The organism is Stenotrophomonas genospecies 3 (assembly GCF_054473855.1).
Genome location: NZ_JBTMUR010000001.1, coordinates 64,351 through 83,805, shown reverse-complemented (window position 1 = coordinate 83,805; position 19,455 = coordinate 64,351). Strand labels below are relative to the sequence as shown.

Here is a 19,455-nt window from a genome sequence, read left to right as displayed (position 1 = left end):
AGGATCCTTGGGAAGGGTCAGAGCACGACCGGCGGCTCGCCACCGACGATCACCACATCGGCGCGACGGCGCGCGAACAGGCCGACGCAGACCACGCCCGGCAACTGGTTGAGCTCGCGCTCCAGCTTTTCCGGATCGGTGATCTGCAGGTTGTGGATGTCCAGGATCTGGTTGCCGTTGTCGGTGACCACGCCCTCGCGCCAGGTCGGCTGGCCGCCGGTCATGTCGCGGATCTGGCGGGCGACCAGGCTGCGCGCCATCGGGATCACTTCCACCGGCAGCGGGAACTTGCCCAGCACCGGCACCTGCTTGCTCGGGTCGACGATGCAGATGAAGCGCTCGCTGGCCTCGGCAATGATCTTCTCGCGGGTCAGTGCGGCGCCGCCGCCCTTGATCAGGCACTTGTTCGGGTCGCACTCGTCGGCGCCATCGACGTACAGCGACAGGTTGCCACTGTGGTTCAGCTCGATCACCTCGATGCCGTGCTGCTTCAGGCGTGCGGTGCTCTGCTCGGAGCTGGACACGGCTCCCTTGATGCGGTGCTGGATGCGGGCCAGGGCATCGATGAAATAGGCCACGGTGGAACCGGTGCCGACACCGACGATCATGCCGTCTTCGACGTACTCGATGGCTTTCTCGGCGGCCAGGCGCTTGGCTTCGGACATGGGAAGAACTCTCAGGCGGGGAATCAGGATTTCTTTTCCAGCGACAGCAGCAGCTTCCACTGCGCGGCGGTCACCGGGAACACCGACAGGCGATTGCCCTTGGCAACCAGCGGGAAGCCCTCGCCGAGCTCGTCAGCGTGCAGCTTGATCTCGTCCAGCGCGATCACCTGCTTGAGCTTGCGGTCGAAGGCCACGTCCACCAGCATCCAGCGCGGGTTTTCGCGCGTGCTCTTGGGGTCGTGGTAGTCGGATTTCGGGTCGAACTGGGTGTCGTCCGGGTAGGCTGGGCTGGCGACGGTGGCCAGGCCGACGATGCCGGGCACCTTGGTGTTGGAGTGGTAGAACAGGATGCCGTCGCCCACCTGCATGCCATCGCGCATGAAATTGCGCGCCTGGTAGTTGCGCACCCCGTTCCAGGGTTCGACCTTGACCTTTGCGAGGTCATCGATGGAGAAGGCGTCCGGTTCGGACTTCATCAGCCAGTAGCGCTTGCGGGCGGTCATGCGTTCACGGGGGCAGCGGAGGGGAACAGGGTGCCGTCTTCGGTGCAGATCGCATCCACCGGCACGTCCCACGACGCCACCGGCAAGGACTCGACCTGCTGCACCGCGAACGCAGCACCGACCAGCCAGGGCGGCGCCGGCCGGTCGTGGCGGAAGGCGAAGCTGCGATCATACCAGCCGCCCCCCATGCCCAGCCGCCGGCACTGCGTGTCGAAACCCACCAGCGGGGCCACCACCAGCGCCATCTGTGCTGGTTCCAGGGTGTCTTCCAGCGCAACGTCCGGCTCGGGAATGCCGTAGCGGTTGCTGGTCAGCGGCTGCCCCGGGCGCCACGGCGCGAAGCGCAGCACGTCGCCGGCCAGCACCGGCAGGCAGTAGGTGAGGCCTTCGGGCAACTGCAACTGCCAGCGGTGCAGGGCGATCTCGCCATCCAGCGCCCAGTAGCCGGCCACGGCGCCTTCGCGCGGGGCGAACGGCAGGGCGAGCAGGGCATCGGCAAGCGATTCGGCGGCGGCGATGCGCTCAGCGGCGGAAAGGTCGCGGCGGCGTTGCCGCAGGTCGTGGCGCAGGGCCTGGCGCGGGTCGGTCATGGCAGCGTGCGGCAAGGATCAGCCGTCATTGTGCCGGAAAGAACAAGGGCGACGCCCGAAGACGCCGCCCTTGCTGGAATATTGCATTCTCCGCAATGTCGATGCATGCGAAACGACCTTGAACCCGGGGGCTCAAGTGGGAACGCTGGAGAACCATCGGGCTTCCCGCTACAAGGCGGACCTGCACTCCCGGCGCTGTCGCGCTCCCGGTGTCGTTCTTAAGGGACAAGGCGAATGTTTGCACATGCCGTCGAGTACCGCAGAGAACGCGTGGCCATTATAGCCAGCACGCAGCATCTGGATAGGCCGTTCGTCGGCAACAGTCCGTGCCAATTCAGATATGAGAAAAGGGGACGGAGGGGATTAAGACGTTTCCGGCACGGAAGGGGCGAATGCGCCTTGATTCCCTCCGTCCCCTCTTCTACGGGGTGCCGTCGATCGCGCGGTCCAGGCGCCGGTTCAGGTCGGCCAGCGTCTGCTGCAGGGCGACTGCCTGGCGGGCGTTCTCGTCGCGCAGCAGTTGCAGTTCATGGGCCAGGTTCAACGCCGCCAGCACGGCGACGCGGTCGACCGCGGCCATGCGGTTGCTGCCGCGGATTTCGCGCATGCGCGCATCGAGCAGGCGCGCGGCCGCCATCAGGCTGTCGCGTTCATCGCCGCCGACACCCACGGTGTATTCACGATCGAGGATGCGGACACTGACCGGTTCGGCGCTCATGTGTGCTGCTCCAGGGATTTGAGCCGGCTGATCATTGCTTCCACCCGCGAGCGTGCCTGCTCGTTCTTGGCCAGCAGCGTGGAACGCTCGGCCACCAGCTGTTCCTGCTGGTGGCGCAGGCTGCGGTTCTCCTCGGCCAGGCGCTGGTTGCGTTCAAGCAACGCTTCCACGCGGGCAGCGAAGTCCTGCAGCTGGGCAAGGGGATCGGCGGGTTCCATACGGGCACGATAGGCAAGCCGGGTAAGGGCGGTCAAGCGTTGTCGCAGCAAGGCCTGACGGTCGCAGAGAGGATGCCGTCGGGTTGCTACACTACGGGGTCTCACGGGCGCGCGCGTGCGCGCCCCGGGTTTCCTTTCCGAACGAGCCGCACGATGACCGAACTTCCCTCCGTCGACGACGTTACCCGCGCCAGCCAGGAACTGGGCCTGGGCGCCACCGCTGCCGAGCTGCACGGCGCACTGTGCGGCTGGCTGGCCGCCGGTGGTGCCCCCGGCAATGATTGGCCGGCGCGTGTGCTGGCCGACGACAACCTGCCGCCGGTGGCCGCCGACAGCGTGCTGGGGCAGCTGCTGCAGGTCACCATCAAGCAACTGGAAGACCGCGATTTCGCCTTCGAACTGCTGCTGACCGATGGCGACGACGTGTCCGCGCAGGCTGATGCCATGTTCAGCTGGACCCGTTCCTTCCTGGGCGGCTTCGGCCTGGGCAGCGGCGGCCGCCGCCCGACCCTGTCCGAAGAGGGCGAAGAAGCGCTGACCGACATGGCCAGCCTGGCGCGTGCCTCCAGCGAGGATTTCGAGGCCGGTGGCGATGACGATGACGAAGCCCTGTCCGAGATCGAGGAATTCATCCGCGTGGCGGTACTGCTGCTGCACGGTGACGTGGTGCTGGCCTCGCGCCATCGGCAGCGCCTGAACTGATGGACATCAAGCAGCGCACCGGCATCGCGGCCGGCGAATACAAGCGTCGCCGCCGCCAGCTGATGGACATGGCCGGCGAGGATGCGATCCTGGTGCTTCCCGCCGCGGCCGAGAAGGTGCGCAGCCTCGATACCCATTACCCGTTCCGGCAGGATTCGGACTTCCAGTACCTGAGCGGCTTCCCGGAGCCGGAAGCGGTGCTGGTGTTGATCCCGGGCCGCCGCCACGGCGAGGCCATCCTGTTCTGCCGTGAGCGCGACGCCGAGCGCGAGGCCTGGGACGGCAGCCGCGCCGGCCAGGAAGGCGCGGTGGCGCAGTACGGCATGGACGATGCGTACCCGATCGACGATCTGGACGACATCCTGCCGGGCCTGCTGGAAGGGCGTTCGCGCGTCTATTACCACTTCGGCCGCGACGCCGATTTCGACCTGAAGCTGATCGGCTGGGTCAACCGCGTGCGTTCGCAGGTGCGCCACGGCGCGCAGCCGCCGCATGAGTTCCTGGAGCTGGGCCACCTGCTGCATGAGCAGCGCCTGTTCAAGTCCGGTGCTGAAGTGGCGCTGATGCACCACGCCGCGCAGATCAGCGTGCGTGCACATCTGGCGGCGATGAAAGCGGCGAAGGCCGGCATCCACGAATACGAACTGCAGGCCGAACTGGAACGCGTGTTCCGCGCCAACGACGCGGTGCCGGCCTATTGCAGCATCGTCGGTGCAGGTCGCAACGGCTGCATCCTGCACTACCGCGACAACAACGCACGTTCGCGCGATGGTGAGCTGGTGCTGATCGACGCCGGTGCCGAATACCGCGGCTATGCCAGCGACATCACCCGCACGTTCCCGGTGAACGGCCGCTTCAGCGCCGAGCAGCGCGCGCTGCACGACCTGGTCGGTGACGCGCAGGCCGCGGCACTGGCCCAGGCCAAGCCGGGCGTGGCCTACGAGATGGGTCACCTGGCGGCGGTGCAGACCCTGACCGAAGGCCTGCTGCGGCTGGGCCTGCTGAAGGGCACGCTGGAAAAGAACCTGTCCGAGGGCCTGTACCAGCGTTTCTACCGGCACAAGACCGGGCACTGGATCGGCATGGACGTGCACGACGTGGGTGACTATCGCCTGGCCGGCGATTCGCGCCTGCTGGAGCCGGGCATGGCATTCACCATCGAGCCGGGGCTGTATATCGGCGTGGACGATACGACGGTGGAACCGCGCTGGCGCGGTATCGGCATCCGTACCGAGGATGACGTGCTGATCACCGATGACGGGCATCGCGTGCTGACCGAAGGCCTGGCGCGCAGCGCCGACGAGATTGAAGCGGTGATGGCGGGGTAAGGGGTTTCGGCAGGGCTTGCAGCCCTGCACCTGCTGCAATCAACGGCAACGTCAAAAACCGAAGCGGCATTCCGTGGGAGGGCGGGGCACTGTGGGTTTGCGGGGACGCCGCAAGTACGTCCCTGTAGGCTTGGTCGCCGCATCCATGCGGCTCACACCCCGCAAACCCACAGTGCCCCGCCTTTGACAGGTTCAGGCGGCTGTTGGTGGGTGCCGACCGTTGGTCGGCACATCTGTCAGATATCGAATGAATCATCCACGCATGGCGTGGATCTACTGGCCACTGCGGCCGTTGGAACGCGCGGCTGTTGGTAGGTGTCGACCTTGGTCGACACAGAGCGAGCGCAGCGAGCGACCCGCTTCTGCTTTTCTTTTTTCTTTTCTGTGGTTGAACGCGGCAGGAAACTGTCAAAGGCCGGCTTTAGCTCCAAGCGCCCAACCACGAGGGGCTCAGCCGTTCGCCGCCGCAAACTCCGGCCGCGTCAGGTTGTCCGCCTCGCCTTCAGTGCACAGCACTTCGTCTTCAATGCGGATGCCGCCATACGGACGGAAGAAGTCCACGCGGTCCCAGTTGATTGCATCGCCATGGCCGGCATCCTTCACTTCATTCAACAGCATGTCGATGAAGTACAGGCCCGGTTCGATGGTCACCACCATGCCCGGTTCCAGCACGCGGGTCAGGCGCAGGTACGGGTGGCCGGCCGGGCGCTCGATGCGGCCGCCTTCATCGCTGGCCGCGAAGCCGGCCACGTCGTGCACCTGCAGACCGATCAGGTGGCCGATGCCGTGCGGGAAGAACGCGGCGCTGACGCCGGTTTCCACTGCGGTCTGCGGCGAGACCTTGATCACGCCGAAGTCCTTCAGGACGCCCATCAGCGAAAGATGCGCGTCCACGTGCAGCTGCTTGTAGTCGAAGCCCGGGCGCACCGCCGCGCACATCTGCTGCTGCGCGGCGTCAACAGCGGCGATCATCGCCGCGAATTCGTCGTGGCCCTGTGCGGCGTAGGTGCGGGTGATGTCGCTGGCGTAGCCGTGCGCGCTGGCACCAGCATCGATCAGGAAGCTGCGCAGCGGCTGCGGTGCCTTGCGGCCCAGCTCGGTGTAATGCAGCACAGCGGCGTGTTCGTTCAACGCCACGATGTTGCCGTAGGGCAGCTCGTTGGCATCCTGGCCGACGGCCTGGCAGTACGCCATGTGGATGCTGAACTCGTCGGCGCCGTTGCGGAACGCGGCTTCGGCGGCACGGTGGCCGCGCACGCCCAGCACCTGCGCCTGGCGCATCAGCGCGATTTCATACGGCGTCTTGCTGCCGCGGTGCCATTCCAGGTAGTTCACCACCGGCGCCGGGTTGTTCGGCACGTAGTTGCCCAGCGTGCTCTGCGGCTCGCCGAGGATCGCGCAGCGCGACGGGTCGGCCGGCAGCTGGGCCAGTGCCTCTTCGGGCTTGCGGATGATGTGGATGTCGAAGTGCTCCACCCACCAGCCACTCGGTGCGTCCGGTACCACGTGCCAGTAATCGAACGGCTGGTGGAAGATCACCGCCGGACGCTTGCCGGGGGTGAACACGATCCAGCTGTTGGGCACGCGGGTCAGCGGCAGCCAGGCCTTGAACTGCGGATTCACCGCATACGGGTAGTCGCGGTCGTCGAACACCTGGTAGTGCAGGGTGCCGCTGGGCACCACCAGATGATCGAAGCCGCCGCGGGCCAGCGCCTGTTCGGCGCGTCGGCACAGCACGGCCAGGTGGTCGGAATACAGGGCGCCGGGGTCTTGCTGGATCATTGCGGTGGCTCGACACGGAAAACGGCCCTAGATTCTGCCGCATACCGCGAAAAACCGCTGTGCCGGAACCGGCACTCAGGCCGTCGAAACCGGTCCCTCGTCGCTGTCCTCGCCCACCCACTGGCGCAGCAGCTGCCGATGTTCGCGTGACAGGGTCAGGAAGCGGAAGCCGGTCCAGCTCTGGCCGGGAACGTGTGCGGGCTCGCTCCACAGCAGGTGCACGCCCACATCGATGGCCTGCTGGCGGCCATCACCCAGTGGCAACGGGAAGCGCAGCTGGTACAACGCATCCTCGCGCAGCGGCACGCTGGCCAGCATCAGCATGCCGGTTTCGGAGACATTGCCGAGGCGTCCGACCACGCACTCGCGCATCTGGTCGGTGACCGGCACCAGGTCCGAGACCTGGCGGCGCGGCGCGCGGCGGGTGTCCTGCGGCGGTACGGCTTTCATGCGGGGGTCTCCTGTGCGCGGCCCGTGGCCAGTGCGCGCAGCGCACCAAGGCTGGCTTCCCAGGCACGGTCGACCAGCCGGCCCTTGTCTTCGGTGACCAGTTGCGCGCGCCCGGCACTGATCTGCCGTGCCAGCGTATCCAGGTCGGTATCGGTGATCTTCTGCCCGCGTGGATTGACGAACAGGGCGTGGCCGGTCAGCAGGCTGTACCAGGACAGGCGCTGGCGGCGCAGCGTGCCATCACCGGTATCGATGTCGAACCAGCTGCCGAACGGCAGCGTGGACAGCTGCTGGTAGGCGGCTTCTTCGGCACTGCTGCGGGGCGTTGCAGGCGCCGTGCCGGTGGGCGCGCCGGCGTGTTCGCCCAGGCGCGCACGTGCCTTCAGGCGGGCACTGAGTTCGGTACGCGAGGTGCTTTCATCCTCGCCGCCGGGCGTGGCCAGCCTGCGCGCGACGGCCGCGGCTTCCTCGGCGTGGTAGCCGACCTGCAGCAGTGCGGCCTCCACGTCCGCTGCCAACGCGGTATCGGTGCCGCCGGGGGCGTCGATGGCCTGTGCGGTGATGGCAGCGATACGCTCGGTCTGTTGCAGGCGTTCCTGCCACTGTGGCGAATCATCGCCATGACGCAGGCGGGTGAGGGTCAGTGCATCGGCCCAGGCCTGGCGCAACAGGGTCTGCACGAAGCGCGGTGGCGACTGCGTGTCGCAGCACTGGTCGATCTGTGCGGTGGCCTGGCGACGGGCCAGTTCCAATCGTTCCTTGCCGCGCGCGGCCTCCACGTGGCGGCGCTCGGCCAGTTCGGCACGATGGGCCGCCGCGCGCTGGTGCTGCTGCACGTCTTCGTTGGCAGCGGCGAAGGCTTCCGGCGCGCGTGCATCCTGGCCGAGCAGGCCCTGCACGCTCTGCGCCATGCGCTGCAGCAGCTGCGGATCGACATCGTCGTCGCCCAGCCAGTTGGCACCGACTTCGGCGATCTGGTTGAGCAGCTCACGCGCGGGATGTTCGTCGCGTACGAAGAAGCCCGGGTCGGCCATGGCCGCGCGTGCCAGGGGCACCTGCAGGCGGGCCAGCAGGGCGGCCGGCACCGGATCGGGACGTTGCTGCTGTTGCACCTGCTGCATCAGCATGCGCAGCAGGTCCAGGTTGTCCCGGTCGTGACTGCCCAGCTGGGCCTGCGCACCATGCTCGCTGCGCAGCTGCGCGACCACGGCCGCTTGCAGGTCGGCCACGCCGGTTGCCGCGCTGGACTGAGCCTGCAGACGCGCGAGTACCGCGTCGACTGCCGCACTGGGCACTGCGCCGCTGTCCGCCGGGGCAGGGCTGGCGTGCCGGGCCTGCTGCAGCAGCTCATGCAAAGCACTGCCGGTGGATGTGGTCACGCCCGGCGTGGCGGGGCCGGCTGCACCACCCTCGTGGAAGGCGTCCTGTACCAGGCTGGACCAGGAGCCGGCCGGTGCCGAACCGTTCCAGCCGGTCAGGGGGGCCGCGCTGCGCTTGGCCGGCTGCGTGGTGCGGCCGCCACCCACCGACTGGGTGATGATCCGCCGCGTGCTCGACGAGCGTGCCAGGTAGGGGGTGTAGACCAGCCCCGGCAGTACGCCGGACTGGGCCAGCAGGGCATTGGCACGGTCAAGGATATCGCCCAGCCGTTCCAGCACCTGTCGTTCGAAACTGCGATACAGCGCCAGCTGTACGTCGACGCTCAGCGCGTCCTGTTCGGCAATCCGGCGCACCATCGCGCACAGTGCCTGCGGCGCCAGCGGCAGGGTGTCGGCCTCGAAGGCCGGCGCCGCCGCCAGTACCCCCAGGCGTTGGCCGAGCAGGTTCAGTGTGTTGGTTGAACGCTGGGTTTCGCGCCGCACCATCTCGGTCAGCAGCAGGTCGCGATCCACTTCGTGCTCATCAACCAGCGACAGCCCGAGCATGCCCGGCAGCGCTGGCGGCGTAGCACTGGTGCTGACACCGTTGGCCGGTTCGCGCAACCGTGCGAGGGCGTCGGCAACGGCATCGAGCATGCGGTCGGCGAAGTGGCCAGCGAAGGCGTGCAGCTGTCCACGCTGGGCCATCAGTTCGGCCTGCTGCTGCGGATTGCGTGCGCGATCGGCGTCGTGCAGCAGGGTCTGCTCCAGCGCTTCGACAGTCAGGATCAGGGGCGCGGCCAGCGTCTGCCGGCACAGGCCGATCAGCGCGCCCAGCAGCTCACGTACCCGCGGTGGCAGGTCGCTGGCGGCCAGGCGGTTCTTGTCGGCAGGAGTGATGGAAAAGACAGCTGACATCGGCAGGCGGTATCCGGATTCCCGCGGATCGATCTGGTGAATCTACCGTGTCGGCCGCTGTCGGCGCTACTTTAGGGCGAATGTGCATCCCATTCGCCGGGCATGGCCCGACCGATGAACGGTAGTGCCGGCCGCTGGCCGGCAATCCGCGCCGATCGAGCTGCCGGCCAGCGGCCGGCACTACCCCCTGTCAGGCGAGGATCACTCCTCCAGGAACAGGCTCACCACATCGTTGGTGAAACGGCGGCCCAGTTCGGTCGGCTGCACATGGCCATCGGTCACGTCCAGCCAGCCGCGCTGCACGGCCTCGGCCAGCGGTGCATCCAGCACGCTGCGCGACAGCCCGGTACGCGACTCGAAATCGCGCAGGCCGAAGCCTTCGTGCAGGCGCAGCAGATTCAGCATGTACTCGAAGGGCAGGCGCTCAGGCGCGATCACATCGTCACCCCCGAACGAGGCCGGGGTGCCCGCGCTGTCCAGATAAGCCTGCGGATGCTTCAGCTTCCAGCGTCGCAGCACGTGTTCCTCGGCGCCCGAGCTGATCTTGCCATGCGCGCCGGCACCGATGCCCAGGTAATCGCCGAAGCGCCAGTAGTTCAGGTTGTGCGCGCTCTGCCGGCCAGGGCGTGCGTAGGCGCTCACCTCGTACTGGCCGAAACCGGCCTGCGCCAGCAGCGCCTGGCAGTGTTCCTGCATGTCCCAGGCGTTGTCTTCATCGGGAATGCCCTGCGGCGGCCGCGCGAAGAACACCGTGTTCGGTTCCAGGGTCAGCTGGTAGTGCGAGATGTGTGCCGGCTGCAGCGCGAACGCGCGTTCCAGATCAGCCTCGGCACCGGCCAGGGTCTGTTCCGGCAGCGCGTACATCAGGTCGATGTTGAAGTTGTCGTAACCCGCGTCCTGCGCCATCTTCACCGCGCGCTCGGCTTCGCCACTGTCGTGGATGCGGCCCAGGCGCTTGAGCATCGCATCGTCGAAACTCTGGATACCGAAGCTGAGGCGATTGACGCCGGCCGCGCGATAGCGGTCGAAGCGGCCATGCTCGGCGGTGCCCGGGTTGGTTTCCAGGGTGATCTCGGCATTGGGCGCGAAACGCAGGCGTGCACTGGCCTGTTGCAGGAAACGGTCGATTGCTTCCGGCGGGAACAGGCTGGGCGTGCCGCCACCGAAGAACACGCTGTGCACCACCCGGCCCCAGACCAGCGGCAGGTCCTGGTCGAGGTCGCGCAGCAGCGCATCGATGTAGGCATCGAACGGCAGCTCGCCCTTGGCCTGGTGCGAATTGAAATCGCAGTACGGGCATTTGCGCACGCACCACGGCAGGTGCACGTACAGCGACAGCGGGGGTGGCACCAGTCGTACCGAAGTGTCGTGGTCCGCCGAACAGGCTTCGCCGGGCAGGTGGTTGCAGTGGTCGTGGGCGTGCGGCATGGGCTTCTTCGGTAGTGCCGGCCGCTGGCCGGCTTCCCTGGTTCGATCGGGTGGCGTCAGTACAGCGTCGCCAACTGCTGCTTGAGCTGTTGCAGGGCGAGGGCACGGTGGCTGATGGCGTTCTTCAGTGCCGGCTCCATCTCCGCGGCGGTCAGGCCGTGGGTGGTATCCAGGAACACCGGGTTGTAGCCGAAACCATTCGTGCCGCGCAGTTCGCGGATGATCTGGCCCTCCCAGCGACCTTCGCAGATCAGCGGCTGCGGATCGGTGGCGTGACGCAGCAGCACGATCACCGCATAGAAGCGGGCGCCGCGCTGGCCATCGGGAACGTCGGCCATCGCCTCCAGCAGCTTGGCGTTGTTGGCCGCGGCATTGGTCGGGTGGCCGGCATAGCGCGCGCTGTAAAGGCCCGGCGCACCGCCGAGGGCATCGACGATCAGGCCGGAATCATCGGCCAGCGCCGGCAGGCCGGTCGCTTCGCAGGCCGCGCGCGCCTTCAGCAGCGCGTTCTCTACGAAGGTCAGGCCGGTTTCTTCCACGTCGCCCAGGCCCAGCTCGGCGGCCGAGGTGATCTGCAGCGGCAGGTCGGCGAGGATCTCCTGCATCTCCACCAGCTTGCCGGCGTTGTGGCTGGCCAGTACCAGTTTCTTCATTGACGGGGCTCCAGCAGGTCCCAGGTGTTGCCATACAAATCGCGGAACACCGCGACCGTTGCATAGGGTTCTTCGCGCGGCGCTTCCAGGAACTCGACCCCGGCGGCCAGCATCGCCGCGTGGTCGCGGTGGAAGTCATCGGTGTTGAGGAAGAAGGCGACGCGGCCACCGGTCTGGTTGCCGATGCGGCTGCGCTGTTCCTCGTCGCTGGCACGGGCCAGCAGCAGGGCGGCAGCGCTGCCGTCGGTCGGCCCCACCACCACCCAGCGCTTGTGGCCCTGGTCGATGTCCTCCAGCAGTGCGAAGCCGAGCTTGCCGGTGTACCAGGCAATGGCTTCGTCGTAGTCGGCCACCACCAGGGTGGTCAGGGCGATGCGCCGGTTCATGCCGACAGCGCCGCCTGCTGTGCGTCCAGCAGCTCGCGCACGCCCTTTTCGGCCAGGCCCAGCAGCGCGTCCAGTTCATCGCGGCGGAAGGCATGGCCTTCGGCGGTGCCCTGCAGCTCGATGAAGCCACCGCCGTCGTTCATCACCACGTTCATGTCGGTGTCGCAGTCGCTGTCTTCGGCGTAGTCCAGGTCCAGCACCGGGGTGCCGCGGTAGACGCCGACCGACACCGCTGCCACCGCGCCCAGGATCGGGTTGCGCTTGATGTCGCCGCGCTTCATCAGCACATTCACCGCATCGACCAGGGCCACGTAGGCGCCGGTGATGGCGGCGGTGCGGGTGCCGCCGTCGGCCTGCAGCACGTCGCAGTCGAGGGTGATGGTGCGCTCGCCCAGCGCGTTGCGGTCCACGCAGGCACGCAGGCTGCGGCCGATCAGGCGCTGGATCTCCAGCGTGCGGCCGCCCTGCTTGCCACGGGCCGCTTCGCGGTCGCTGCGGGTGTGGGTGGCGCGCGGCAGCATGCCGTACTCGGCGGTCACCCAGCCTTCGCCCTTGCCGCGCAGGAAGCCCGGCACGCGGTTCTCGACGCTGGCGGTGCACAGCACACGGGTTTCACCGAAGCACACCAGCACCGAACCTTCGGCGTGGCGGGTGAAGCCGCGTTGGATGACGACCGGGCGGAGCTGGTCGGGCTGGCGGCCGCTGGGGCGGGAATCGGACATGGTGCGGGTTCCGTAATGGCGAGGGAGTACGCCGCCACGCCCGCAGCCTTCACGGGGCGGGCAAGGGGGCTCTGGTGAGGGCGCTAGGGTACCATTCCCCCTTTGCACGCACCGGACACAATCCATGATTCGAAGCATGACCGCCTATGCCGGCGGCGAGCGGGTCACCCCGTGGGGCACGCTGGGCTGCGAGCTGCGCTCGGTCAACCACCGCTTCCTGGAGGTCGGCACCCGCCTGCCCGAGGAACTGCGGGCGCTCGAGCCGCAGTTGCGCGAGCGTATCGCCGCGCGCCTGAGCCGCGGCAAGCTGGATCTGGTGATGCGCCTGCGCGCGCCGGAAGCGGCCGCCAACCTGCAGGTGGACGAGGCCCTGCTGGGCCAGCTGGGCCGCCTGGCACACCGCCTGACCTCCGATTTCCCCAATCTGCAGGTCAGCTTCACCGATCTGCTGCAGCTGCCGGGCGTCACCCGTGGCGAGGCCACCGATGCCGCCGCCCTGCAGGTCGAGGCACTGGCCCTGCTGGACCAGGTGCTGGATGGCTTCGTCGAGGCCCGTGAGCGCGAAGGCGGCAAGTTGTCGGCCGCCATCAGCGAACGCGTGGACGGTATCGAACGCATCGCTACCGAAGTGCGCACCTTGATTCCGGCCATTCGCGACGGCCAGCGCGCCAAGCTTGCCGCACGCCTGGCTGACCTGCCGCACCCGGTCGACCCCGGTCGCGCCGAGCAGGAACTGGTGCTGTGGCTGCAGAAGCTGGACGTGGATGAAGAGCTGGACCGCCTCGGCAGCCACATCGTCGAGATCCGCCGCGTGCTCAAGCAGCGCGAGCCGGTCGGCCGCCGCCTGGACTTCCTGCTGCAGGAGTTCAACCGCGAAGCCAACACGCTGGGGTCGAAGTCGGTGGACAGCCGTACGTCCAATGCCGCGGTGGAGCTGAAGGTGCTGATCGACCAGATCCGCGAACAGGTGCAGAACATCGAGTGATAGGGCGTGCCCGGGCGTGCCGTCAGGTCATCGAAGATGCGTGCCCTGGCGGTTGGGACGAGCGTGTGATGGGTGATCATTGATCCGCCTGGGTACGCATTTGGGGGATATTCAACGTCTCCCCTTCGATGCGCGGGCTGCGCCTACCTCCCTAGCGCTGCAGCAGTTCGGTGTATTGCTTGTAGCTGAACTGCTGGTTCCGTTTCTGATTCCCGGTACCGACAAGGACGTCAACGCTTTGCAGGACTTTGACAGCCGCGCTGGCGGTGGGAAATGTCACCCCCAGCCTTTCAGCTGCAAATGTAATGGTGAAGCGCGGCATCGTAGGCAGCATTTCGAACAAGCGGATCGCCTGCACCGTGCCGTCTTTCGCAGCCATGACCTTTCTCCGGTCGGCTGCGATGAGTGAGGCGATGTCGATGATGTTTCTTTGGGCGTTCTCGGCGGCTTCGGTCGTGCAGTCGAGGAAGAAGCGGATCCAACTCTCCCAGTCGCCATCGGCGCGGATGGCCGACAGAAGCCGGTAGTACTCGTCTTGATGTTTCTTGAGTTCGCCAGAGACATAGAGCAGTGGCTCCGGCAGCAGCTTCCAGTCTTCCAGCAATGCTGCAATCAGCAAGCGGCCTATGCGCCCATTGCCATCAAGGAACGGGTGGATCGTTTCGAACTGTGCATGGATCAAGGCAATGCGGACCAGAGGAGGAAGGTCTGTCGTAGGCTCGTGGATATAGCGCTCCATCTCACCCAGCAACCGTCCGACTTCCATGTGAGGAGGGGGGACGTAAAGAGCATTGCCTGGCCGGGTACCTGCGATCCAGTTCTGGGAGCGGCGCACTTCACCAGGTAACTTCTGCTCGCCGCGCGCACTGTTCAAAAGGATGCTATGTGCTTCGCACAACAGGCGCGTTGAGATCGGCAGGCCCCAATCGTGTTTCAGCTGGTCTCGCACATACGCGAACGCTTGCAGGTAATTCGTCACGTCGCTGACGTCTGTGGTACTGGCCACGTCGATTCCGGATTCTTGATCCAGCAGATCCGTCAGTGTCGCCTGAGTTCCCTCCATCTGGGAGGTCAACAAGGCCTCCTTGCGGATGGAGCTGTAGATCAGCCATTCAGCAGAAGCGACCAAACCTGACATGGCGGAGAGCCGTCCCAGCGCCGCCTCGGCTGCCGCATTGGCCATGTAGCAAGCAGGATCAAGGGGCGGCAATGGATGGGGCACGAAGGCCTTGACAAGCTCGCCGCCCGAATCGGTGGTGGTGTAAGTGCCGGTGGTCCTGGGCATTTGCGCTCCTGGCGAGGCGTTGTTAAAGGGATCTTTAAGAATCCCGGCCGCTATTAAAGCATGCTTTAATAGTGCTGAGGTTGCTCCCAGTGGCACGTTATCCGAGCAAACCGATGAAGTGGTGCCGCCGCCATGGCTGCGGATCTCAACGACGGGGGATGCGCGCCCGAGGCAAGAACATCTCAAACCACCCTGACGCCCGCCGCTCCCTCGCTCAAGCGCCCCAGCACGGCCGCCTGGCCGAACCCCGCATCGTTGAAGCAGGCCAGCACCGCATCCACCGCTTCCGGGGCGCACGACACCAGCAGGCCGCCGCTGGTCTGCGGGTCGGTCAGCAGTGGCTGCCAGTGGGCGGCCAAGCCCTCGGCGAAGCGCACCTCGGCGCCATACGAGGCCCAGTTGCGGTTGGAGGCGCCGGTTACGCAGCCGCGTTGCAGCAGGTCCAGGGTCTGCGGCAGCAGCGGCACCTGTGCACTGTCCACCTCGGCGGCCACGCCACTGGCGCGGCACACTTCCAGCAGGTGGCCGAGCAGGCCGAAACCGGTGACGTCGGTCATCGCGTGCACGCCATCCAGCGCGGCAAGGGACATGCCCACGCTGTTCAGGCGGGTGGTCGACTCGATCATCTGACGGTAGCCCTCGGCATCCAGCACTTCTTTCTTCAGTGCCGACGAATACACGCCCACCCCCAATGGTTTGCCCAGCACCAGTACGTCACCGGCGCGGGCATCGGCATTGCGCTTGAGCCGTTGCGGGTCGAGCACACCGATCGCGGCCAGGCCGTAGATGGGTTCCACCGAATCGATGCTGTGGCCACCAGCCACCACGATGCCGGCATCAGCACAGGCGCGTTCGCCACCCTGCAGGATGCCGCGGATGGTGTCCTGCGGCAGGCTGTTGATTGGCATGCCGACGATGGCCAGTGCGAACAGCGGGCGCGCGCCCATCGCATACAGGTCCGACAGCGCATTGGTGGCGGCGATGCGGCCGAAGTCGAACGGGTCGTCGACGATCGGCATGAAGAAGTCGGTGGTGGCGACGATCGCCTGATGGTCATCGAGGCGGTACACCGCCGCGTCGTCGCTGGTCTCGCGGCCGACCAGCAGCTCGGCCGGTGCCGGAAGCGCCGGAACGCCACGCAGCAGTTCGGTCAGCACGCCGGGCGCGATCTTGCAGCCGCAGCCACCGCCATGCGCGAGAGACGTCAGTCGTTGCGGGGCATCGGCCGTTGAAGGAGCGGGGGACTGCGCGTGCGTGGCCATGCCGACATCTCCTGCGGAAACACGAATGGCGGAAGGCAGCAGGAGTCGAACCTACCAGGGAACGATCGACGCCCCCTACTGGGTTTGAAGCCCAGCCGCATGCCCGGATGCGCATGCCTTCCGAAAGTACGGCGGTACCGGTGGGCTCAGTCGCGGGCCGCGTTCCACTGCAGGTCGCCGCGCGGCCGATGCTGGTCACCGACGCGTCGAGTGTAGCCAACGCGATTGAAGAACTCCAAGATCTGGATGCTGCGTTTGCGGCCCAGGCCGATGGCATCGCGGAACGCTGCCGCATCCACCGTGCCGCTGGCCTGTGACAGCTGCGCGACGATAGCAGCGAGTTCCGCAATGCGCGCGGGTGAATAAAACAAGTCCGGTACCACCTGGAACAGTTCACCACGTGCGGCGGCGCGGCGCAGGACGGCGCGGACCTCGTCTTCGGCCAGTCCGGCGTCGGCTGCCAGGGTGCGCACCCACGGTGGATCGAAGCCACCGGCATGCAGTTGCGGCAGCACGCGTTCCAGCAGAAGGCGTTCGCGTTCCGGAGGCGCATGGTCATGGCCGGGCAGGCGCCACCATGCGCCCACGCGCTGCATCGTGCCATCGGCCAGCAGGTCCTGCAGCAGTGCATTCCAGAGGCTCGCTGCAAGCGAGGGCAGGGTACTGCGCTGCAGGCGCCCGCTGTCGACGCCGGGTTCGTCGGGGCGTCGCTCATGCCATCCACGCAGTGAGGTGATTACCTGCTCGCGCAGCGCCTGCCAGTGCGGTGCGAGGATGATCACCGTGTCATCGCGGGTAGCGATGCGTCGCGCGTCCTCGGGCAGGTCGATGCGGTCGGCGGCGCGTCGGCAATAGCGTTGCAACGCGGTGAGGGGAATGCCGGCAGGTGCCTGCTGCAGCAGCGGGCCGATTCCCGTGCCTGCGGCCAGTTGCTCCAGTGCTCCCAGCCACGCCAGACGCGCAGGGCTGCGCCGACGCCGCTGCGGAGGATCCGGATCGAGCACGACGCCACCGCCCAGTGTGTGGGTGGCTGCTGAATCACGGGCGATGAAACGATCGCCACACATCGCGCAGACTGGTGCATCGAACACCAGCTGCACCAACTGACCATCGCCGTGGTCGTGGTCTTCCAGCAGCACCACATGGGCCTGCCGGTGCATCGTGCCCCAGTGGATGTGCAGCGGTGACCAGTCGCGCAGTGGCGGCGCCAGTGCGGAAAGTCGCAGGCGCACGTCGACGCGGGTAGTGGCCAGCAGCGCGCGTGGATCGGCAATCCAGTCGCCACGGCGGATGTCGTCGCGGGCGATGGCGGCCAGGTTCAGCGCGCAGCGTTGCCCAGCCATCGCGTGCTCGCTGGCCTGGTTCTGCGCATGGATGCTGCGCACGCGCACGTCGGTGGCGGCTGGCATCAGCTGCAGATGCTCACCCACCGCGGCGATGCCGCCATGTACCGCGCCGGTCACCAGCGTGCCGTGGCCGGCCAGCGAGAACACGCGGTCCACCGGCATGCGGAACAGTTCGCTGCGCAGTTCGGCCTGGCGTGTGCTGGCATCGTCCGCCGCCCACGCGTGCAGCTGGGTACGCAGTGCGCTGATGCCGGCATCGTCGGGTGCGGTGCTGTTGCAGGCGAACAGAGGGGAATCCTGCAGCGGTGTCGCGGCCAGCAGCGCGGCAATCTCGATCTCGACCCGGGCGAGGCGCGCCGCATCCACACGGTCGATCTTGGTCAGCGCCACCGCACCACGATCCACGCCCAGCAGCTGCAGGATCGCCAGATGCTCGCGGGTCTGTGGCATCACGCCGTCGTCGGCAGCGATCACCAGCAGGGCGACATCGATACCCGTGGCGCCGGCCACCATCGTGTGCACGAAGCGCTCATGGCCTGGCACGTCGACGAAACCCAGCGTCGCAGCCGGGCCTTCGGCGTCCCTGCTTTCCACCGGGACATAGGCGTAGCCCAGTTCGATCGATATACCGCGCGTTCGCTCTTCCTGCAGGCGATCGGTTTCGATGCCGGTCAGTGCGCGTACCAGGCTGGTTTTGCCATGGTCGATATGCCCGGCGGTGCCGACGATCATGCCTGCAGCGTGCTCCACTGGGCGAGGAAGTCGGCTTCGTCGGCCGGTTCCAGGCAGCGCAGGTCCAGCCACAGCGCGTCATCGGCAATGCGGCCCAGCACGGGTCGCGGCAGCTGACGCAAGCGCTTGGCCAGGCGATCCAGTCCGCCACGGCGCGCGCTGGTAATGCGCAGTCCGGCGCTGGCCAGCTGCGCCTGTGGCTGGGCGCCGCTGCCGATCTGGCTCTGCATTGGTGACCGTTCAAGATCGTAGTCGGCCGCGAGCACGGAACGCATCGGCTGCAGCAGGCGCTGAGCCTGCACGTCGAGGTCCTCCTGCGTGCGTGACAGGGTGCGCAGGGTCGGCAGTCGCTGTGCCAGCAGCTCCGGCTCGCGGTACAGGGCCAGCACCGCTTCCAGTGCGGCCAGGCCCATCTTGTCCATGCGCAGTGCCCGCTTCAGCGGGTTGCGGTTGATCCGCGCGATCAGGTCGGCGCGGCCGGCGATGATGCCGGCCTGCGGACCACCCAGCAGCTTGTCGCCGCTGAACGAAACCAGATCTGCGCCGGCCGCCAGCGTTTCCTGCACGGTGGGCTCGTGCGGCAGGCCGAAGACCGCCAGATCGCACAGACTGCCGCTACCCAGGTCCACCACCAGCGGCAGGCCGTGCTCGTGCGCGATCGCGGCCATCGCCGCGGTGTCGACCTTGGCGGTGAAGCCGGTGATCGCGTAGTTGCTGGCGTGCACCTCCATCAGCAGCGCGGTGCGCGTGCCGATGGCATTGGCGAAGTCAGCCGGATGGGTACGGTTGGTGGTGCCGACTTCCAGAAGCCGCGCACCGGCACTGCGCATCACGTCGGGAATGCGGAAGGCGCCACCGATCTCCACCAGCTCGCCGCGTGACACCACCACGTCGCGGCGGTTGGCCAGGCTGTTGAGCAGCAGCAGGACCGCCGCCGCATTGTTGTTGACCACAGTGGCGGCTTCAGCGCCGGTCAGTTCGCAGATCAATGCCTGCACCCGTGCATCGCGGTCGCCGCGACGGCCGCGGCTGATGTCGAATTCAAGATCCACCGGCGCGGTCATCGCGCGGGTGACCGCGTGCACGGCGGCATCCGGCAGCAAGGCGCGGCCGAGATTGGTGTGCAGCACGGTGCCGGTCAGATTGAACATCGGCTGCAGATCCTGCCGTGCGTCAGCGGCCAGTGCGGCCTCGACTGCTGCCACCAGCGCCGGGCCGTCAACCGCTTCCTGCAGCTGCGTGGCCGAGAGCTGGCCGGCGCTGATACGGTCGCGCAGCGCCTTCAGGTGCGAACGCAGCAGCTGGGTGATACGGCTGCGGCCGTGGCCCTCGATCAGTGCTGCCAAGGCAGGCAGACGCAGCAACCGGTCCAGCGAGGGCAGGGCAGCGGCCGATGCCGGGGTGGGGGGCGTGGCAGTCATCGC

The 19,455-nt window shown here is 67.2% G+C and carries 19 protein-coding genes, 1 tRNA gene and 1 other RNA gene; 3 read left to right on the top strand and 18 right to left on the bottom strand.

Features of this window, described 5'->3' with window-relative positions; genetic code table 11:
• Positions 1–17: 17 nt before the first annotated feature.
• The 6 genes from rpiA to ACX9OT_RS00325 form a co-directional block, all read right to left on the bottom strand.
• Entirely contained in the window at positions 18–665 is a 648-nt protein-coding gene (gene rpiA, locus ACX9OT_RS00350) for a ribose-5-phosphate isomerase RpiA (RefSeq protein WP_005419003.1), read from the bottom strand.
• A 23-nt stretch (positions 666–688) separates the two neighbouring features.
• Entirely contained in the window at positions 689–1,168 is a 480-nt protein-coding gene (locus ACX9OT_RS00345; protein WP_005419001.1) for an EVE domain-containing protein, read from the bottom strand.
• Positions 1,165–1,758, bottom strand: coding sequence for a 5-formyltetrahydrofolate cyclo-ligase (locus tag ACX9OT_RS00340; protein WP_033834478.1), 594 nt, complete (start codon positions 1,756–1,758; stop codon positions 1,165–1,167). Before ACX9OT_RS00340 ends, ACX9OT_RS00345 begins: the two co-directional genes overlap by 4 nt.
• Positions 1,759–1,841: 83 nt before the next feature.
• A non-coding RNA gene (gene ssrS / locus ACX9OT_RS00335) (6S RNA) lies at positions 1,842–2,027 on the bottom strand.
• Positions 2,028–2,179: 152 nt separating this feature from the next.
• Positions 2,180–2,476 carry a cell division protein ZapA gene (locus ACX9OT_RS00330; RefSeq protein WP_005410899.1) on the bottom strand — a complete coding sequence of 99 codons (297 nt, stop codon included), beginning with the start codon at positions 2,474–2,476 and terminating at the stop codon, positions 2,180–2,182.
• A complete protein-coding gene (locus ACX9OT_RS00325; protein ID WP_005410898.1) occupies positions 2,473–2,694 on the bottom strand; it encodes a TIGR02449 family protein in 222 nt (73 codons plus the stop codon). Before ACX9OT_RS00325 ends, ACX9OT_RS00330 begins: the two co-directional genes overlap by 4 nt.
• 153 nt (positions 2,695–2,847) lie before the next feature.
• Between ACX9OT_RS00325 and ACX9OT_RS00320 the strand changes: the two genes are divergently transcribed.
• On the top strand, positions 2,848–3,396 hold the full coding sequence (locus ACX9OT_RS00320) for a YecA/YgfB family protein (protein ID WP_032128368.1): 549 nt from the start codon (positions 2,848–2,850) through the stop codon (positions 3,394–3,396).
• Between the two features lie 5 nt (positions 3,397–3,401).
• Positions 3,402–4,724 carry an aminopeptidase P N-terminal domain-containing protein gene (locus ACX9OT_RS00315; protein WP_100437673.1) on the top strand — a complete coding sequence of 441 codons (1,323 nt, stop codon included), beginning with the start codon at positions 3,402–3,404 and terminating at the stop codon, positions 4,722–4,724.
• A gap of 450 nt (positions 4,725–5,174) precedes the next feature.
• Here ACX9OT_RS00315 and pepQ read toward each other — a convergent pair whose 3' ends face one another.
• From pepQ to rph, 7 genes are all read right to left on the bottom strand, one after another.
• Complete coding sequence (gene pepQ / locus ACX9OT_RS00310; RefSeq protein WP_049461725.1) at positions 5,175–6,506, bottom strand: Xaa-Pro dipeptidase; 1,332 nt, start codon at positions 6,504–6,506, stop codon at positions 5,175–5,177.
• Positions 6,507–6,581: 75 nt separating this feature from the next.
• Complete coding sequence (locus tag ACX9OT_RS00305; protein ID WP_010484030.1) at positions 6,582–6,956, bottom strand: PilZ domain-containing protein; 375 nt, start codon at positions 6,954–6,956, stop codon at positions 6,582–6,584.
• On the bottom strand, positions 6,953–9,232 hold the full coding sequence (locus tag ACX9OT_RS00300; RefSeq protein ID WP_149908742.1) for a DUF1631 family protein: 2,280 nt from the start codon (positions 9,230–9,232) through the stop codon (positions 6,953–6,955). Before ACX9OT_RS00300 ends, ACX9OT_RS00305 begins: the two co-directional genes overlap by 4 nt.
• A 201-nt stretch (positions 9,233–9,433) precedes the next feature.
• The gene (hemW, locus tag ACX9OT_RS00295; RefSeq protein WP_049461727.1) at positions 9,434–10,660 is read right to left on the bottom strand and encodes a radical SAM family heme chaperone HemW; all 1,227 of its coding nucleotides are present in this window, start codon (positions 10,658–10,660) and stop codon (positions 9,434–9,436) included.
• 56 nt (positions 10,661–10,716) lie between these two features.
• On the bottom strand, positions 10,717–11,313 hold the full coding sequence (gene rdgB / locus ACX9OT_RS00290; protein WP_049461728.1) for an RdgB/HAM1 family non-canonical purine NTP pyrophosphatase: 597 nt from the start codon (positions 11,311–11,313) through the stop codon (positions 10,717–10,719).
• The gene (locus ACX9OT_RS00285; protein ID WP_032956062.1) at positions 11,310–11,699 is read right to left on the bottom strand and encodes a VOC family protein; all 390 of its coding nucleotides are present in this window, start codon (positions 11,697–11,699) and stop codon (positions 11,310–11,312) included. The genes rdgB and ACX9OT_RS00285 overlap by 4 nt, the downstream gene beginning before the upstream one ends.
• Complete coding sequence (rph, locus tag ACX9OT_RS00280) at positions 11,696–12,421, bottom strand: ribonuclease PH (RefSeq protein WP_012512000.1); 726 nt, start codon at positions 12,419–12,421, stop codon at positions 11,696–11,698. The genes ACX9OT_RS00285 and rph overlap by 4 nt, the downstream gene beginning before the upstream one ends.
• Before the next feature lie 124 nt (positions 12,422–12,545).
• On the opposite strand from rph, the gene ACX9OT_RS00275 reads away from it, so the two are divergent.
• Entirely contained in the window at positions 12,546–13,406 is an 861-nt protein-coding gene (locus tag ACX9OT_RS00275) for a YicC/YloC family endoribonuclease (RefSeq protein WP_019661992.1), read from the top strand.
• Between the two features lie 151 nt (positions 13,407–13,557).
• On the opposite strand, the gene ACX9OT_RS00270 is transcribed toward ACX9OT_RS00275, so the two are convergent.
• From ACX9OT_RS00270 to selA, 5 genes are all read right to left on the bottom strand, one after another.
• Positions 13,558–14,691: a Fic family protein gene (locus ACX9OT_RS00270; protein ID WP_049461729.1), complete on the bottom strand. Its 1,134-nt coding sequence runs from the start codon at positions 14,689–14,691 to the stop codon at positions 13,558–13,560.
• Positions 14,692–14,873: 182 nt separating this feature from the next.
• Positions 14,874–15,953, bottom strand: coding sequence for a selenide, water dikinase SelD (gene selD / locus ACX9OT_RS00265; protein ID WP_049461730.1), 1,080 nt, complete (start codon positions 15,951–15,953; stop codon positions 14,874–14,876).
• A gap of 26 nt (positions 15,954–15,979) precedes the next feature.
• A tRNA-Sec gene (locus tag ACX9OT_RS00260) sits at positions 15,980–16,075 on the bottom strand.
• A gap of 24 nt (positions 16,076–16,099) precedes the next feature.
• Positions 16,100–18,031 (bottom strand): selenocysteine-specific translation elongation factor, encoded by a 1,932-nt coding sequence (gene selB / locus ACX9OT_RS00255; RefSeq protein WP_049461753.1) that lies wholly within the window; start codon positions 18,029–18,031, stop codon positions 16,100–16,102.
• Positions 18,028–19,452 carry an L-seryl-tRNA(Sec) selenium transferase gene (gene selA, locus ACX9OT_RS00250; protein ID WP_049461731.1) on the bottom strand — a complete coding sequence of 475 codons (1,425 nt, stop codon included), beginning with the start codon at positions 19,450–19,452 and terminating at the stop codon, positions 18,028–18,030. Before selA ends, selB begins: the two co-directional genes overlap by 4 nt.
• Positions 19,453–19,455 lie beyond the last annotated feature (3 nt).